At 42.9% G+C, this 18,517-nt stretch carries 12 protein-coding genes and 1 pseudogene; 8 read left to right on the top strand and 5 right to left on the bottom strand.

Going from position 1 to position 18,517, the window contains the following annotated elements; genetic code table 11:
- Positions 1–124 precede the first annotated feature (124 nt).
- Both GTQ43_RS21380 and GTQ43_RS21375 read right to left on the bottom strand, forming a co-directional pair.
- Positions 125–868 (bottom strand): SDR family oxidoreductase, encoded by a 744-nt coding sequence (locus tag GTQ43_RS21380; protein ID WP_265274747.1) that lies wholly within the window; start codon positions 866–868, stop codon positions 125–127.
- 29 nt (positions 869–897) lie between these two features.
- Positions 898–1,674 (bottom strand): SDR family oxidoreductase, encoded by a 777-nt coding sequence (locus GTQ43_RS21375; protein ID WP_265274746.1) that lies wholly within the window; start codon positions 1,672–1,674, stop codon positions 898–900.
- A 511-nt stretch (positions 1,675–2,185) separates the two neighbouring features.
- Here GTQ43_RS21375 and GTQ43_RS21370 point away from each other — a divergent pair.
- Entirely contained in the window at positions 2,186–4,531 is a 2,346-nt protein-coding gene (locus GTQ43_RS21370; protein WP_265274745.1) for an ATP-binding protein, read from the top strand.
- Between the two features lie 91 nt (positions 4,532–4,622).
- Positions 4,623–6,431: a response regulator gene (locus GTQ43_RS21360; RefSeq protein WP_321162502.1), complete on the top strand. Its 1,809-nt coding sequence runs from the start codon at positions 4,623–4,625 to the stop codon at positions 6,429–6,431.
- On the opposite strand, the gene GTQ43_RS21355 is transcribed toward GTQ43_RS21360, so the two are convergent.
- Complete coding sequence (locus tag GTQ43_RS21355) at positions 6,359–6,622, bottom strand: hypothetical protein (RefSeq protein WP_265274744.1); 264 nt, start codon at positions 6,620–6,622, stop codon at positions 6,359–6,361. The genes GTQ43_RS21360 and GTQ43_RS21355 overlap by 73 nt on opposite strands.
- 56 nt (positions 6,623–6,678) lie before the next feature.
- Here GTQ43_RS21355 and GTQ43_RS21350 point away from each other — a divergent pair, with 56 nt between their 5' ends.
- The 5 genes and pseudogenes from GTQ43_RS21350 to GTQ43_RS21330 form a co-directional block, all read left to right on the top strand.
- Positions 6,679–9,234: a CHAT domain-containing protein gene (locus tag GTQ43_RS21350; RefSeq protein ID WP_265274742.1), complete on the top strand. Its 2,556-nt coding sequence runs from the start codon at positions 6,679–6,681 to the stop codon at positions 9,232–9,234.
- Between the two features lie 291 nt (positions 9,235–9,525).
- Positions 9,526–10,509 carry a DUF928 domain-containing protein gene (locus tag GTQ43_RS21345; protein ID WP_265274740.1) on the top strand — a complete coding sequence of 328 codons (984 nt, stop codon included), beginning with the start codon at positions 9,526–9,528 and terminating at the stop codon, positions 10,507–10,509.
- Between the two features lie 73 nt (positions 10,510–10,582).
- Positions 10,583–13,399: a CHASE2 domain-containing protein gene (locus GTQ43_RS21340; protein WP_265274739.1), complete on the top strand. Its 2,817-nt coding sequence runs from the start codon at positions 10,583–10,585 to the stop codon at positions 13,397–13,399.
- Positions 13,396–14,709 (top strand): hybrid sensor histidine kinase/response regulator, encoded by a 1,314-nt coding sequence (locus GTQ43_RS21335; protein ID WP_265274738.1) that lies wholly within the window; start codon positions 13,396–13,398, stop codon positions 14,707–14,709. The genes GTQ43_RS21340 and GTQ43_RS21335 overlap by 4 nt, the downstream gene beginning before the upstream one ends.
- A gap of 527 nt (positions 14,710–15,236) precedes the next feature.
- Positions 15,237–15,539 (top strand): annotated as a pseudogene (locus tag GTQ43_RS21330) (rhodanese-like domain-containing protein); the annotation flags it as partial.
- Positions 15,540–15,637: 98 nt separating this feature from the next.
- Here GTQ43_RS21330 and GTQ43_RS21325 read toward each other — a convergent pair.
- Together GTQ43_RS21325 and GTQ43_RS21320 are read right to left on the bottom strand one after the other, a co-directional pair.
- Positions 15,638–16,471 carry an ATP-grasp domain-containing protein gene (locus GTQ43_RS21325; RefSeq protein ID WP_265274737.1) on the bottom strand — a complete coding sequence of 278 codons (834 nt, stop codon included), beginning with the start codon at positions 16,469–16,471 and terminating at the stop codon, positions 15,638–15,640.
- A gap of 90 nt (positions 16,472–16,561) precedes the next feature.
- Positions 16,562–17,410 carry a hypothetical protein gene (locus GTQ43_RS21320; RefSeq protein WP_265274736.1) on the bottom strand — a complete coding sequence of 283 codons (849 nt, stop codon included), beginning with the start codon at positions 17,408–17,410 and terminating at the stop codon, positions 16,562–16,564.
- Between the two features lie 135 nt (positions 17,411–17,545).
- Between GTQ43_RS21320 and GTQ43_RS21315 the strand changes: the two genes are divergently transcribed.
- Positions 17,546–18,463 carry a metallophosphoesterase family protein gene (locus GTQ43_RS21315; RefSeq protein ID WP_265274735.1) on the top strand — a complete coding sequence of 306 codons (918 nt, stop codon included), beginning with the start codon at positions 17,546–17,548 and terminating at the stop codon, positions 18,461–18,463.
- The last annotated feature ends 54 nt before the right edge of the window (positions 18,464–18,517 follow it).

Raw genomic sequence — 18,517 nt, 5'->3', positions numbered from 1 at the left:
CTTCAATGAACGCCGCCACTCCGTCCGATCTCAACGTCCTTGGCTAGGGCTGCCTTCACCTCCTCGGATTTCGTCACGTCGCACCGGACAGCGATCGCACTCAGTCTAACCGCCAGCCTTATCCTTACCAAGGCTGCATGGTTGGGCCAATCGTAAATTCGTTCACGTTTGTGTCTTCTGGCTGGTCAATCGCAAACGCCACAACATTGGCTACTCGATCTGGTGAGATGCCATATTGCTTATACAAGGCTGTCATTTTTTCAGCCGCATCTTGGTCGGTAATCCGATCTAACAACTCAGTGTTAATTGCGGCGGGGTAAATTGTCGCAGTACGAATGTTAGTCCCCTCTTGAGCAGACTCCATGCGTAGAACTTCCATAAAATCGCGTACAAACCATTTTGTCCCACCATACACCGCACCACCTGGATAAGCTTTTAATCCAGCAACCGATGAAGTTGTGATAACATGCCCAGACTTTTGGCTAATAAACGTTGGCAACACAGCAGCAATACCATTTAGTACACCCTTGATATTGATATCAACCGTTTGATTCCATTCATCCGTTTTTAATGCAGAAAGTGGAGAAGTGGGCATGATGCCAGCGTTTAAGAAAATAACATCAACGCCTCCAAATGTTTCTTTGGCAAGCTTGACGATCTGGGCGTTATCAGATGGGTTAACCACATCCATCACTTGATAGACTGCTTGTCCGCCAGCTCTTTGAATTTCATCAACCAGTTGTCTCAATTGCTGCTCGCGTCGCGCGCCTAATACGACTTTAGCTCCTTTACTTGCAAGCAATTTCGCACTTGCTTCACCAATCCCTGATGATGCGCCAGTAATAATCACAACTTTGTCTTTAATCATCTTATTCCTCTTGTTGTTTGCTCCGACCATTACTGCACCGTTTGGCCGCCGTCGATGACCATAGCGTGCCCAATTACGAAGGCAGCCCCATCCGAGCACAGCCAGATGACGGCCTCGGCGATCTCCTCGGACTTGCCCATCCGTCCGATCGGCTCCTCCGCAATCACCTTCGCGCGCCCTTCGGACGTGCCGCCAGTGAAGCGATCCATCATCGGGGTGTTAATGTAGCCAGGACAGACGGCGTTGACGCGGATGTTCTGCGCGGCGTAATCGAGGGCCGCCGACTTGGTGAGACCGATCACACCGTGCTTCGCGGCGGTGTACGCGGGGCTGCCCTTGATGCCGATGATTCCCGCACCCGATGACGTGTTGACGATCGCGCCGCCTCCCTGCTTGAGGATCAGCGGGATCTCGTACTTCATGCACAGGAAAACACCACGGAGGTTGGTGTCTACGATCCGGTTCCACTCCTCCTCCTCGTACTCCGCGGTCGGAGCTGGCTTCTTCGGCTCAATGCCCGCATTGTTGAAGGCGAAGTCCAGCCGCCCAAAAGCCTCAATGGTCTTGGCTAGGGCCGCCTTCACATCCTCGGTCTGCGTCACGTCGCACCGGACAGCGATCGCCTTCTTGCCGAGTTTCTCGATCATGCGGACTGTTTCTTGATTGCCCTGTTCTGAAATGTCAGCGACCACTACATTAGCGCCCTCACGTGCAAACGCCAGCGCCGTAGCTCGACCGATGCCGTTCGCGGCTCCAGTCACAAAGGCAACTTTTCCTGTGTAGTTTCCATTCTCGTTCGTCATCATTATTTTTCTCCATAGCGTTTTCTCCTAGATAAAAATCCAGAATGCTTACAAGAAACCGGAATCACTTTCATTGCTTTAGTTTCATTCTAAGAATTCTCAAGGGCAAGCAATAAAACGATCGTCTAAAATCGTTGTACAATCCTGCAAACTTAGAAATAAACGCTACTAAAACGAAGACGATGCCTCGTACTTCAGGAAGTACAAGCGGCTGTTTGGCGCACCACCGATGCGTGATGTGGAGCGGTTGCGAGAAGCTGTTAGAGAGACTGCTAGTTCAATAGGATCTCCTCAAGACCCTCGGCATCTTGCCAGAAATCGCTAAAACATTATGGAGACAACTCTGCGATCGCATACCGTATGCTGAATGTTCTTGTGCTGAGGGGGTGACAAAGGGGCAGGGAGATAAGGGAGAATTATTTAACAAGTTTCTTCCCCAATTCCCAATTCCCAATTAAATTGTTCATTTGATAAATTAAGTGGGCATTCTAGGAACAATTGGGCAAAAATAGCATTGGAAGTAACTAACAATGCATTACTAATCCGAGTAGTTTGGGGCTTGAAAGGAGCTACACCAGTGCGAAATTGGAACCTCAGCACAAAAATTATTGTTTCCTATTCGGTGCTAATTGCGGTGATGGCTGGGGCACTGGCTTCGGGAATGTACTGGCAGTTGCGTTCTGCTCAACGGCAGGGAATTCATAATCGTCTTTTGGCGATTGTCAGTTTGGCAGTTCCCCAAATCGACAGCGATTATCACGGATTGGTTCTTCAGCATAGCGATCGCACCTCAGCCTTTTACAAAATCAATCAAGATAAGCTTGTAGCTATTCAAGGAACTAGCAAAGATATTCTCCGTATCTATACGGTAAGGCGACAACCAGATAAAAAATTTGTCTATGTCTTAAACTACGATCCTGCCGATCGAGACAAAACGGTATTGATTGGAATGGATTATAAAGAGTCATTAAATGATTTGAATGTAGCCGTGGCAAGGAATGCACCGTTTGTTGGGCAGGAATTTCACCAGACTGCAAATGGCGAAACCGTTCTTTACGGCTATGCACCAATTACCAATCTTCAGGGTCGGGTAAATGGATTTTTGGTGATTGAACTGGATGCAAGTTCTGTGGTGCGCCGGGAAATTTGGGTTGCTGGATTGGGTCTGATGACTTTTATCACCGTGTTGTTACTGACCCTAGTTGTAGTTCGTTGGCTGTCGCGATCGCTGGTGGTGCAGCCCGTATTACAACTCAATAATGCCGCCAAAGAGTTGGCAATGGGAAACTGGAATGCAACTCTACCGAGCGAACGCACCGATGAACTGGGAGAACTTGCCACATCCTTTAATACTATGGCCAGCCAGTTGCAAACCTCCTTTGCTACCTTAGAACAAAAGGTAGAAGAACGGACGCTAGAACTAGCAGAAGCAAAAGAGAAAGCCGATACTGCAAACCAAGCCAAGAGCGAGTTTTTGGCAAACATGAGCCATGAACTACGAACACCGCTTAATGGCATTCTGGGTTATGCCCAAATTCTTCAAAATGGTGAACCCTTAACAGAACGAGGGAAAAAGGGTATCGATATCATTTATCAGTGCGGCAATCATTTACTGAATCTGATTAATGATGTGCTTGACCTCGCCAAAATTGAAGCCCGTAAATTGGAATTGTATCCCGAAGATGCGTATTTTCCGGCGTTGCTCGAAGGCATTGCTGAGATGATGCGCGTTCGTGCTAGCCAAAAAGGAATTCCCTTCACTTATCAACCGGATTCTGATTTACCTGTGGGAGTTACAGTCGATGAAAAACGTCTGCGCCAGGTGTTGATTAATTTGTTAGGAAACGCCATTAAGTTTACTGACGAAGGCGGAGTGACGTTTCGCGTTAAAACTTACAAACGAGAAACTCCAAACTATCAAATTCGCTTTGAGATCGAAGATACAGGGGTGGGGATATCACCAGCCGGACTTAAAAAAATCTTCCAGCCCTTTGAGCAAGTAGGTGATATGAAGAAGCAAGGAGAAGGGACTGGACTCGGACTAGCAATTAGTCAGCAAATCGTTTCTCTAATGGGTAGCACCTTAAATGTGGATAGCCAACTTGGACAAGGTAGCACATTCTGGTTTGAAGCTGAATTTCCCGAAGCCAAAGATTGGGCAGCAAGTCTGCGAACAACTAAGCAAGGCAAGATTGTGGGATTTGAAGGCAGCCAACGCCAGCTTTTGGTAGTAGATGACCGTTGGGAGAATCAATCAGTATTGGTCAGTTTACTAGAACCTTTGGGTTTTGCTGTGATTGCCGTCAGCAATGGTCGAGAAGGGTTAACAAAGGCGAAGGAGATTCTTCCCGATCTGATTATTACAGACCTGATGATGCCAGAAATGGATGGCTATGAGATGCTGCGCCAGTTGCGACAGATTCCTGAATTGAAGAATGTTCCAGCGATCGCTTCTTCGGCTAGTGTATTTGAAAGTAACCAGAATGAGAGTATCACCGCCGGAGCTAATGCGTTTTTGCCCAAGCCTGTAGAAGCCTCAGCGTTGCTGAAGTTGTTAGAAAAATACCTGAATCTGAAATGGATTTATGAAGACAACTCCCAGGTTGGAGAATCAGTACCATTTAACTCTACAGAAACGCCCCCATCAACTTCATCTGAGATCGTTCCCCCAACTAATGAATTTTTATCGCAATTACACACATTAGCATTGCAGGGACGCTTGATGGCCATTGAGCAGCAGCTAAAAACTTTGGAAAAAGCCGACGAGCAGTACCAGCCATTTGTGAAAGAAATTCGGGAATATGCAGACAATTTTCAGATTGAAAGGATCCAAACATTTATTGAAAAGTATCTCCCTTGATTAGAGCAAGTAGGAAAAATTTATTGTAATTCTAATCTAATCCCCAGTATCTAAGCCTAATTGCCTTTGTTATCTCATTATCATTTTTGCCATGATACAACTCTCTGGAAATTCAATCACATTTGACCATCACGTTACAAACTTGTTAGATAATGGCATTGTTCTGATCGTCGATGATGTGCCAAATAACTTAAAGGTGCTTTCAGACACCTTAGCCCATGATGGTCTGGAAGTGGCGATCGCGACAAGTGGTGAAAGCGCCCTCCAACAACTAGAATATACACCTGTGTCTTTGATTTTACTGGATGTGATGATGCCGGGGATGGATGGCTTTGAAACCTGTCAGCGCATCAAAGCTAATCCCAGAAACGAAAATATTCCGATTATCTTTATTACTGCCTTATCTGAATCGGTGAACAAAATCAAAGGCTTTGAACTAGGAGCCGTTGACTACATTACCAAACCATTTCAACAAAGCGAAGTTTTAGCAAGGGTGCGATCGCACTTAAAGCTTAACCAATTGAGCCGCACGCTGGAAGCGAAAAATGCCGAACTCAAACAACTTACTGAGCAACTAGAAGAACGAGTGGCTCAACGAACCCAGGAATTATTTACATCAGTTGAAGCCTTCAAACAAACCCAACAATTATTACGCCTGGTATTTGATACCGTCCCGCAGTGGGTAGCGTGGAAAAATCTCAATTCAGTTTATCTTGGCTGTAATCAGGGTTTTGCCAAGGTAATAGGCTTAAATTCGCCCGATGAGATTGTGGGTAAAACCGATTATGATTTATCGATAACCGAGGAAGAAGCAGATTTGTATCGTAGTTGGGATAAGCGTGTAATCGAGTCTGGTCAAGCAGAACTTCACATCATTGAACAATCGCAGCTAGCAGATGGTCAGCAAGTCTGGTTGGATACTAATAAAATGCCTCTACGCGATGTCAATGGAAATCTATTCGGTATTTTATTAGTAACAGAAGATATTACAGAACGTCAGCAAGCACAAGAAGAACTCAAACAACAAAAACAAAATCTAGAACAAGCACTTGTAGAACTTCAACGGGCCCAAATGCAACTGGTACAGAGTGAAAAAATGTCTGCACTAGGAAACCTCGTTGCAGGTGTAGCTCACGAAATTAACAATCCTGTCGGTTTCCTCGGTGGCAATATTCAACCTGCTTTAGATTACATCAAAGATATCTTTGCTTTGGTAGATTTGTATCAGCATAAATATCCCAATCCTGATGCCGAAATTAAAGATGAAATCGCAGCCATTGACCTCGATTACATCCGCGAAGACTTACCCAAATTAGTCAATTCTATGCGAGAAGGTGTGAAGCGAATTCGAGATATTAGTACTTCCTTACGAACTTTTTCTCGTGCTGATAGCGATCGCCCTATTGCCTGTAACATTCATGATGGCATCGATAGCACTATTCTGATTCTTAAACATCGCCTCAAAGCTTCAGAAACTCGCCCCGAAATTCAAGTTCTCAAGGAGTATGGTCAGCTACCACTTATAGAATGCTTTGCTGGACAGTTAAATCAGGTTTTTATGAACATTATCGCAAATGCTATTGATGCTTTAGAAGAGTCAAATATTGGACGTGGTTTTGAAGAGATTAAAACAAATCCCAATTGCATCACAATTACCACCAAGATTAGCGATAATAAACAGAAAGTAATTATTAATATTAAAGATAATGCTCTAGGGATGACTGAAGCAGTCAAGCAAAAGATTTTTGACCATTTATTTACAACTAAAGCAGTTGGCAAAGGGACGGGATTAGGACTAGCGATCGCTCGGCAAATTGTCGAAGAAGTTCACAGTGGTAAATTGAGTTTGAACTCTGTCATTGGTGAAGGTACGGAATTTATCATTGAAATTCCAGGATGAATATTTTCTTTGGTTGATAAATAATGCCATCGGGTATTAGCATCGACACGAGTTTGCGATAAAAATAGGAGGGCGAAAATATTGATTGCGGCAAAATTAACTGCGATCGCAATCAATAATTGGTCATTTTTAATTTTATGCGATCGCTCAACAAACACTAAACGGTAAAAGCTGCTATTGATAGATCCCATGATTAGTTGGGCAATATTTAAATGAGTGCTGTGATTACCCTTTATAGTAATTATTTATGGCTTTCCCAATTAAACAATGTCGTTGGCTACTATACATTAGCCTGAGTATTTTGAGCTTATGTTTGGCTGTCACCATTACTCCTGTGAGAGCATCTGTGCAAGTATCGGCAAACTCTGCTCTGAATGCCTCAGCATCCACTAACCAGTTAGAACAGGGACGAAATCTTTACCGTTCAGGACGCTTTACAGAAGCCGTGAAGATTTGGCAAACGGCAGCACAGCAGTATCATACCCAAGGCGATCGCACCAACGAAGCCCTAAGCTTGAGTTACCTTTCACTGGCACAACAGGAACTTAACCAATGGGAAGCAGCCAGTCAATCTATTGAACAAAGTCTGAAACTGTTGCAAACCTCTATTCCTTCTGCTGATGCAATTCTGTGGGCGCAAGCACTCAATACCCAAGCAAATTTGCAATTACATAATGGCAAAGCCGAAACTGCCCTCGAAAATTGGCAACAAGCTGAAAAATATTATGAGCAAGCGGGCGATAAAATGGGCAGCTTGGGCAGTCAAATTAATCAGGCACAAGCTTTACAAAGTTTGGGATTTTATCGCCGTTCTAAACAGCAGTTGGAAATGCTGACTCAAAAGTTAGGAGCAATGCCAGATTCAGAAATTAAAGTGAGTGGGCTGCGATCGCTTGGTTTAGCTTTACAAGTGATTGGCGACTCTGCTAAGAGTCAACAGGTTTTAGAGCAGAGTTTGGCGATCGCTCGTAAAATTGAAACTACACCTCAGTTGAGTTCTATTCTTCTGAGCTTAGGAAAAACCGCCGTTGATTTACACGATCCAGAAGCGGCATTAGATTACTTTCAACAAGCCCAACAGGTAGCCAGTAATCCAGGCGATCGCTTACAAGCTCGTTTAGCTCAGTTTAAACTTTTTCTCGATTACAACAAGTCTGAGTTGGCTACCCCACTTGCACCTCAACTATTGCAACAACTTGCAGAACTCCCCCCTAGCCACACCTCTCTCTACGCAGCGATCAATTTTGTTGCGACTCTGAATCGGCAGTCAAATCCTGACCAAATCGTACCACTCAAAGACTTGGCGCAACTGATGGCAGTTACAGTCAAGTCTGCACAACAAATTCAAGATGCTCAAGCAGAAGCTTATGCGCTGCATCAGTGGGGAAAACTCTATCGGCGGACACAGCAGTTATCACAAGCACAGGAGTTAACTCAAAAATCCCTCAACATTGCGCGTCAACTCCAAGCTGAGGATATTATTGCTCAATCGGCTTGGCAGGTAGGACAGTTGTATAAAGAACAAGGCGATCGCTCAGAAGCAATTAGTGCTTATACTGAAGCGGTCAAAGCTTTAAAGTCAATCCGGGGAGATTTAGTAGCTGTTAACCCCGATGTGCAGTTCTCCTTCCGTGAAGGTGTGGAACCTGTCTACCGAGAACTGGTCGGTTTACTTTTAGATCGGCAACCAAGTCAGGCAGCACTAATACAAGCCCGTGATTTAATTGAGGCACTGCAAGTTGCAGAACTCGATAACTTTTTCCGGGAAGCTTGTTTAGATAGGTCTCAGCAGATTGACCAAGTTGACCCCAATGCAACTGTTATTTATCCGATTATCTTACCAGATCGCCTCGCAATCATCCTCTCTAAAACTGGACAACCGTTGCGTTACTATGCAACACAAAAATCTCAAGCTGACATCGAACAAACTCTAGATAAATTATTAGTTAGCTTCAATCCAGTCTCAGATTCTCAAGAGCGCGATCGCTTGTCCCAGGAAATTTATAGTTGGCTAATTCGTCCGGCGGAAATTGAGCAAGCCTTTAAAGATAGCAAAACACTGGTATTTGTTTTAGATGGTAGATTACGTAATATCCCCATAGCAGCCCTGTATGATGGTAAGCAATATCTGATCGAAAAGTATGCTGTTGCCCTCTCACCGGGAATGCAACTAATGGCTGCGCGATCGCTCCAGCCAAATCATATTGGTGCGATCGTCGGCGGCATCAGCGAATCTCGTAATGGCTTTAGCGCTTTACCTGCTGTGGAATCAGAAGTTAAACAAATCTCGAAGACAGTGCCATCTTCGACGTTGCTCAACCAGCAATTTACTAGTCAAGCCCTGGCTAATCGTGTCAAATCTAGTAGTGCAGATATTGTCCACCTGGCAACCCACGGACAGTTTAGCTCCCGCCTTGAAGATACCTTCCTACTAACTTGGGATGGAGAAGTCAACGTTAAGGAATTGTCTGAACTCCTTAAAAATCGGGGTAACGAGCCATCGAAAGCCATTGAGTTGCTAGTACTGAGTGCCTGTGATACAGCCGCAGGAGACGATCGCGCCGTTCTGGGATTAGCAGGACTGGCTGTCAAATCTGGTGCCCGCTCAACCATTGCCACTCTCTGGCCCGTCAAAGACAAAGCAGCCGAAATGCTGATGACGCGCTTCTATGACCAACTGCGACAACCCAAAATGTCTAAAGCCGAAGCACTGCGACAAGCCCAAATCAACATGATCCGCCAAACTGATTTCCACGATCCTTTCTTTTGGTCTGCCTTCGTTTTGGTTGGTAACTGGCTTTAAAAAGTAAAGATATAAATCCCCATAGTTAGACACTTGTACCTCGCTTAAAAAGCAAACTGCTGTCAATCACGATCTTCGATCTGCCTGTTGCCTCTCTCACTAACAACGTATTTTTACTGAGTAGGGATGCAGTAATATAAACGAAATTTTACGGTATATTAGTCAAATTTCGTTTATATTTCTAGTAAGTATTTAAGCCTTTGAGCGCTAGCTGAAAAGATTTTTAAGCCTATTCCCACAATCAGAATAAATGTATTTACTATTACCTTTTCTTGAAGGAAGTGCAACATTATGAAACGTCGATATTTAGCTGCATTAAGCGTCATCGCTTTGCTTGCTAGTAGTACATGGAACAGTGCCTATGCTGTTACATTTACCCCACCAATCAACAATGGCGCTCCCAGCCAAGCAACCGGGGGAGCTTCTCGTGGTAATTTCTTTATCCCTGCTTCTAGTAAAGGCGCTCCTAGTCAAGCAACGGGAGGAGCTTCCAGAGGCAACCTCTTCACACCTAGCGCTGGTCAAGGCGCTCCCAGACAAGCAACGGGAGGAGCTTCCAGAGGCAATCTGTTTACACCTAGCGCTGGTAAGGGTACGCCCCAACAGGCAACAGGAGGAGCTTCCCGTGGTAATCTTTTTACACCTAGTGCTGATAAGGGCACTCCTCAACAGGCAAGTGGGGGAGCCTCACGCGTTGGTAATTACTACTTAAATCCTTCAAGTATCGGATCGACAGGCCCAGCAGCCCTAATCGCACTCCTACCTCAAAGCTTCTATGGCACAACAGTGTCTGAACGTCCGACAATTCTGGTATATCTTCCAGTTTCTAATGCAGAAGAAGTTGTCTTTAGCCTCAAGGATGAAACTGGTAATACACAGCATCAAATGACTATTCCTATTGCTCTTAAAGCTGGGGTGATCGCTATCAAATTACCATCTGATGCACCCGCTTTAGTAATAGGGAAAAACTACCATTGGTTCCTAGCTGTGAAAGTTGATGGACAACTCAGCCCAAGTACGCCTTATGTCGATGGTTGGATTCAACGCATCCAGCCAAGCGCTGAACTGGTAACAGCGATGCAAGAGCGAGATGCTTTGAAGCGGGCGGCGGCTTTTGGTAAAAATGGCATTTGGTATGACTGCGTGGAAACACTTGCAGCCCTACATGGTGCCCAACCTAGCAATGTAACTCTTACCAAGCAATGGGAAGAACTCCTTTCCTCGGTTAGCTTGAAGGAAATTGTTACAGTTCCGTTATTGGCATCTACGAACTAATCAATTTGGGGATAGGGCATGGGGCATTATTTCTCCCCTGCCCCCGCTCCCCAGTCCCTAATCACCAGTGACCATGTGGCGCAGATTCCAGACCTTTATTCAACGCACTCGCAGCGTTTTGATTATTACTCCCACTGTTGCTTTGACTGTCATTGTTGGGCAATCGTTGGGATTTTTCAATTTACTTGAATGGAAAATTCGTGATGAATGGGTTCGTCAGCGATCGCAAGAGGCGATCGCTGATGAAATTGTGATTGTGACAATCGATGAGCACGATATCCAATCGGTGCGGAAATGGCCAATTCCAGATTGGGCATTAGCAGAATTATTAGAAAAGATTCGGGCGCAACAACCTAGAGCCATTGGATTGGATCTCTATCGAGATTTACCGGAGGGAAGCGGACATCAAGAACTTGTCAGAGTCTTTCGCAGCACTCCCAATTTGATTGGCGTTGAGAAAATCACCGGGGAGCGCGTCAATCCGCCACCAGAGTTGAAGAAACTCGATCAAGTCGGATTAGCAGATTTGGTGTTGGATGGCGATCGCTTTGTGCGTCGTGCCCTCCTGACGGCAGTTGATGCCAAAGAACAAAACACGCTCAAAGCTGGGCTAGCAACTCAGGTGGCGCTCAAGTACCTGGAAGCCGATAAGATTTCCTTAGAAAGCATTGACCCCAAGCAGCAAAAGTTTCAGTTGGGTAAGGTAATTTACCTACCACTGAACAATCAAGAAGCAGGTTACTCCGATGCTGATTTAGGCGGCTATCAAATTCTGCTAAATTGGCACGGAACAGAAGCGGCATTTCGGACAGTTGCCATGCGAGATGTCTTAGCAGGGAGAATTCCAGCCAATATGATGCGCGATCGCATGGTATTTATTGGAACAGCTGCCGCTAGTACTAATGACTTCTTCAATACACCCTTCAGTTCCTCGTGGATATTTGCCCAAAAAACCATGCCTGGGGTTGTTGTCCATGCCAATATTGCCCATCAACTGGTGCAAGGGGCAAAAACAGGGAAAGGAAACTTGCACGGGATTTCTGGCCAGGTTGTGTGGCTCTGGATTGTTTTATGGTCTGCGATCGGTTCTAGTGGTAGTTGGTTCTTATCCAGTCGCAGGTTGCAGATGCCTGGGGGCAAAATTCTCTGGGCAACTGTAGGCATTAGTGGCGTGTTTGTCGGGGGTGGCTATGGGATGTTTTTACATAGCATTCTCATACCAGTCACCCCCACTTTAGCGGCATTCATCAGCAGCGTAATTGCGACAACAAATGCTTATAAACAAAGGCAGTTAGAAGAAACGAATCAGCAACTAGAAATTGCCAATGCCCAACTATTGGATTATTCCAAAACTCTAGAGTTCAAAGTTGAAGAGCGAACTCATGAACTGTTGGAGGCGAAGCAAGCTGCTGACGCTGCTAACGAAGCAAAGAGCGAGTTTCTGGCAAATATGAGTCATGAGCTACGCACACCATTGAATGGCATCCTTGGTTTTGCTCAGGTGCTAGAAGTATCGCCAAATATGACCGAGAAAAATCTGGAAGGTGTCAGCATTATCTACCAATGTGGGACACACCTCCTGATGCTCATCAATGACATTCTCGACCTTTCAAAAATTGAAGCTCGGAAATTAGAATTAGTTGCAACCAATATACATCTGTCCACTTTTTTACATGGTGTCACCGAGATTTGCAGTATCCGAGCAAGACAGAAAGGGATTGCATTTAATATTTTAATCAGCGATCGCCTACCAGTTGCCATCGAAGCTGATGAAAAGCGGCTACGGCAAGTTTTAATCAACTTACTAGGCAATGCTATCAAATTCACAGACAATGGTAGCGTCACCTTGAAAGTAGATGTCATCAATCAAGAGTCTCAACAAATTACACATCAAAAGATTCGCTTCCAGATTGAAGATACAGGGATTGGAATGTCATTAGACCAACTAGAGAAAATCTTTTTGGCTTTTGAGCAAGTAGGTGAAGCAGGGCGGAAATCTGAAGGTACTGGCTTAGGATTGGCAATCAGTCAAAGAATTGCCGCATTGATGGGCAGCCAAATTCAAGTAGAGAGTCATCTGGGTGAAGGTAGTCTGTTTTGGCTGGATTTGACAGTACCAGTACCAGTTTCTCATGACTGGCAGATAGAAGGGATATCCCCGCCAGCTATAAATGCAGCCCCAACCCATCAGAAAATCATCGGCATTCGAGGTAGTGCGCCTCAAGTTCTCATTGTCGATGATGATACTAACCATTGTTCTATATTGACTAGTTTGCTTCAAGGAATTGGCTGTCGAACCCTGGAAGCAACCGACGGCAAACATGGGCTACAGATGGTAACTGAACATCATCCAGATGTGATTCTGCTTGATTTGGCTATGCCTAATATGGATGGCTTTGAGCTAATGGTTCACTTACAAGAAAATCCACAAACCCGTACTATTCCGATTATTGTCTCTAGTGCCAGCGTCTTTGAGGAGAATCGCCAACGGAGTTTGCAAGCGGGGGCCACAGCATTTTTGCCAAAACCCATACAAGTTGATGAGCTATTTAATGCACTGCATTCTGCATTCGAGTTAGCAGCGAAAACTTCGCTGCTAAAAGTGGAGTGGATTTATGCTCAATCTACACCTCAAAAGTCACTTTACCAGCCTGAGCAGAAAGCTGATGCTGAATTGGTTCTGCCATCACAAGATATTTTGCAACAACTTTATCATCTGGCAATGATGGGAGATATTCCGGCAATTGAGGGAATCATAAAAGAGTTAATTCAGCAAGACAGTCAGCTAACTCCCTTTGCAACTGAGTTAAGCAAATTTACTGTCAACTTCCAAACTGGAAAAATCCGTAAGTTCCTTAAATCTTTTGTAACAACTGAGTCACGTCAATGATGATCAAACCTCTCTTGAAGCCAATACATATCCTTTTAGTAGATGACAATCCTAACAATCTCAAAGTGTTATCAGAAGCGATTCAGGGATGTGGCTGGAAAACACTCATGGCAACCGATGGAGAATCTGCCATCGAACAAACAGAATATGCTGCACCCGATCTCATTCTCTTGGATGTGATGATGCCGGGGATTGATGGATTTGAAACTTGCCGTAGGCTAAAATCCAATTCCATCACTCAGAATATTCCGATCATTTTTATGACTGCTTTGGCCGATGCTACAGACAAAGTAAAAGGACTGGAAATTGGTGCAGTTGACTATATTACCAAACCTTTCCAGCAGGAAGAAGTCATTGCCCGATTAAAGTTACATCTAAAAATCTCTCATCTTACCCGCACCCTAGAACAAAGAGTGCAAGAACGCACCGCAGAATTAAGCCAATCTCTACAAGAGTTACAACAAACCCAACTACAACTAATCCAGAGTGAAAAAATGTCCACCCTTGGACAAATGGTTGCAGGGATAGGTCACGAGATCAATAATCCGATTGGTTTCATTAGTGGAAATTGTTCTTATATTGAAAAATATATGAATGATCTCCTGCGTTTGGTGAATCTCCAACAGCAAAAATTACCACACCCAGATTCGGAGATTGAAGAACTCATTGAAGAAATTGATTTAGAGTATCTGACTGAAGATTTACCAAAAATTCTGGTATCAATGCACCAGGGAATTACTCGTCTTAAGGACATTAGCCTCTCTTTGAGAACCTTTGCTCGCTCTGATATTTCATCTGTGGTCGAGTTTCAGATTCACGAAGGAATTGATAGTACCTTAATGCTCTTAAAACATCGATTGAAAGACCAAGGAGACCGCCCTAAAATCGAAGTTGTCAAACAATACGGCGATTTACCTCCAATCACTTGCTATCCTGGACAACTGAATCAGGTATTTATGAATATTATTGCCAATGCTATTGATGCATTTGATGACCTCTATCAAAATCGCTCAATTCAAGATATTACAGCTGCTGTCCCTCACACTATCACGATCGCTACATCATTTGAACATCAGCAAGAAACTGTTTCGATTTGCATCGAAGATAATGCTTTGGGTATGCCTCCTGAAGTGCAAGCTAGAATTTTTGAGCCATCTTTTACAACTAAGCCTGTGGGCAAGGGAACTGGTCTAGGATTAGCTATCAGTTACCAAATTATTATTGATAAACACAAGGGAGAAATCAACTGTTTTTCAATCTTTGGACAGGGAACTAAGTTTATTGTCACCCTGGCGATTTCATTATATTAAAAATTTCTGCGATCGCTATAAAATATCAATTAGTTTTTAGCATAAATTTTGTGCCTAATAAACACGTTTCATTAAAATTGCCTTTACTTTAAATTATAAACAAAACTAAATATTAGGTAATAAACAAGCATTTCAATAAAATTCGTATATTCTATTAGCTTTTTTGAGTTTACCTAGTAAACTAATCGTCATTCTTTTTTCTAGAATGATTTGCTTGTAGTAAGGGCTTCCCTACGGCAACACTTTGCGAACAGCCCTGCTTTTACGCAACTTAAATGCTCATTAGCATACAACAAGGCAAAAGTAAAAAGAAAAAATGCTGATTTTGTAGAATATCTAGCGATTTTCAATGAGTGGCTTATTTACGCCGTGACGTAATAGTTAGCTTTAAAACAATACATCTGTAAAAGTTATCTTGTAACATTCAACATTTCCTCTTTTGTGATTTGCATTCCAAAAAGCAAATCTACTGAGGGCGATAATGCCTAATGGTAGAATAACAGAAGCATGAAAGCGTGAATACAAAACGCGATCGCACTGAATGGCTTGGTTTGAGTTCTTCTCCATACCATCCTAATTTTTGTCCTTGCAGAGGTATAATCCCTAACGCTGTATGGTTAGAATGGCATCATCTGATGAATTCCGAATTAGAAATCCCCACGTTTTGATCGCCAGGTGAAGTCCGAGAAATTTGTCAGTCAGTAGGTATTACTTCGGAGTCAATTGTATATATTTACTGCTTTAAGGGTTCAAGGGCTGCTAATACATTAATAGCCCTTGAACAAGTAGGAATTTCTGCTAGAAATTATTTTGGCTCTTGGAATGAATAAACCCCACCCCAAGTGTCTGGCTTAGTTTAATCCCCCTGCTCCCCCTGCTTCCCCTGCTCCCCCTGCTTCCCCTGCTCCCCCTGCTCCCCCTGCTCTCTTCATTTGGAGGCTAGGCTAAGGAGCATCTTTTCAAAAATTCTCAATACAGGATCTTCTCCATTATCTCTAGTGAAAATACTATAATTTGGGTGAGAATTGATTTCAATTAACCAATATTGATTATCTCGATCTAATACAATATCTAAACCACCATAATCAATGTCTAATTCTTCAAAAATTGGTTTAGCGAAATTAGCAATCTCTGACAATATTTCTGGATTGTTGATATACTTTGCTTTTGCACCATCCCAGTGGAGAGGACTGAGATTACCTATAAATTTTGCATCAGTTATATCTTTTTCATAGAGTAGAACTAACTCTTTATTTAAAAAAACGGCTCTATACTCAGATTTTATGTGAATGAATTCTTGAGCGATCGCAACGTAATCATACTTTTTATTATTGATATTAAAAATCTCTTTTAAAGCAGTTTCAACTTCATCTGTATTCTGACATAAAAAAACGTTATGTCCACTTGAACCAGAATTTCGTTTAACAATTACGGGTGTTTCAAAGTTTTCTTTTATTTCTAATATAATATCTTCAAAACTAGGAAATTTTAAGTAAATCTTATATTGCAGGTCACAAAAAGGTGAAAGAAAGCCTACTGTCCGAGGAAGTTTAACTTTCTTCTTTAAAATATGGTATGTATATTCCTTGTCTTTGATAATTTGTGCTACTGCCTGATTTATTATCGGAGTACTATAATTACAAAAGTAATGTTGTTTATTATTCAGTTTTATTTTTACTAAATTTTCAGCCGGATGAATAATTTCATAGTTAACATTTAAGTTTTTACAAGCTTTGAGCAATAGCGAAAGGTTATCTAACATAAATACTTAAAATTCAACGTCTAAATTAAGTGTTCGGATTAATTATCGCAGAACACATACTCTACTTGAAATAATCCGAATAATTACGAATTACAAAGTTGTTTGCCGTTTAAAAATTACTATCTCAGTACCAACCACTGGGTTACGCGCTATCAGCCTATTTTGAGAGTCGGTAATTTCTAAATGGGTAAAATCAAGTTCTTGAGAACGTTGTAATATCTCCGCAGCTAGTTTGTCCTGCTGAGATTCGTTGAGAGTGTACCAATCATCACTAATTTTGACAGTCAAGTTACTTGTGCGGAAGTTGGCTTGAATTGACTTTATCAGACCAGAGGCAATGCGATCGCTAATTTCAGCTACCTGATTTTCAATAGCCGCAATCAAGGCTTGCTCCGGTGTCAATTCTATAACTGGTGTTGGCGTTGGGGTGGGAATTGGTTCTGGTTTGAGTTCGGGTTCTGGTGGCAGCGTAATTTCCTCTGGTGGCTGTGGTTCTGGTAAAACTGCCTCCGGTGAAGTAGTTATCGTTGGTGTCGGTGCAGGAACCTCTTCAACTGGTGGAACTGTTGCTATTTCAGTAGGTTTACCAGTAAAGACAGTTGTAGTTGTCCAAACAAGAATTACAGCAATTCCAGCCACAATTCCCGTCAAAGCTGTATCTGATAACTTTGTTGACAAATTTGATGGCAAAAACAAGCGGATTGTCTTTAACAATCCACCCCATCGCAACTGAAGCTGCTGGAAAAAGTCGGGTTTTTCCTCAGTACCTGGCGGGGGTGCTGTCTCCAGTTTGTCTACTGTTACTTCTAAAACCCCAATCGTCCCCCGGAGAAGTTGGATAATTTTAGCCTTCCAAATTGGCTGAACTCTCTGGTAAGGTTTTTGAGGAAGTTGATTTACCGGCTCATCCGTCGGTTTTGACTGATTGTCTTGTGACATGGAACTTTCACCAAAAGCAGCGAATCAAAGACAAACAACGTACATTATTACTGATGCTGCCTCTTTTGCATTAATCTATCATTTCATTGCACATTCCTTGTGCGAAAACTGACTATTTATTAAATTTGGTGAATTATGAACCTGAAACGCCGTCAATTTTTATTTTTAAGTAGCCTCACCACCATTGGGGCAGGATTTTTAGGCTGGATGTTAGTTCGTCAAAATAATCAAAGTGCTGAGATTACCGATTCAACAACAGCTATAGCCGCCAACCCAGCTAAAAAAGACTTGTTATTACGTTTTGTATCTGTAGCAGATACGGGGACTGGAGCTAAAGGACAGTATGCTGTAGCTGGAGCGATGAATGCTTATCACAAGCGAAATCCTTATGATTTAGTAGTTTTAGCTGGAGACAACATTTACAACAACGGCGAAATTGAGAAAATCGGCGAAGTTTTTGAGCGTCCTTATCAACCTTTGCTAAAACAAGGTGTGAAATTTCAGGCTTGTTTAGGCAATCACGATATTCGTACTGCCAACGGTGAGCCACAAATCAAGTATGCTGGCTTTAATATGAAGGGACGTTACTATACATTTAAACGTAATCCAGTACAGTTTTTTGCTTTAGATACTAATAGTAATGCTGATTGGAAAAACCAGCTAATTTGGTTAGAGAAAGAATTAAGTCTGAGTGATGCTCCTTGGAAGGTAGTATTTGGTCATCATCCGATTTATTCATCGGGTCAATATGGGACTAATCCAGATTTTATTAAAACTTTTACTCCCCTATTCAAAAAATACAGCGTTCAACTTTATATCAATGGTCACGAACATAGTTATGAACGCACTCGTGCTATTGATGGGACAACTTATTTAATTTGTGGCGCAGGTGCTGGCAATCGTCCTGTAGGTCGTTCTGAGTGGACAGAGTATTCTACCAGTGATTTAAGTTTTGCCTCTTATGACGTGTATAAAGATAGAATAGAAATAAGTGCGATCGCTACTGATAATCGCGTTTTTGATAAAGGTATTATTCAATTAAAATCCGCGTAATTATTATGAAAGTCAAGCGTCTACAAATGCAATCTTTCCGTGGAATCGGTGATT

It is taken from the genome of Nostoc sp. KVJ3, from assembly GCF_026127265.1.
Classification (GTDB): domain Bacteria; phylum Cyanobacteriota; class Cyanobacteriia; order Cyanobacteriales; family Nostocaceae; genus Nostoc.
The sequence above is the reverse complement of the archived record's forward strand: the minus strand, read 5'-3'. Positions and strand labels throughout refer to the sequence as shown.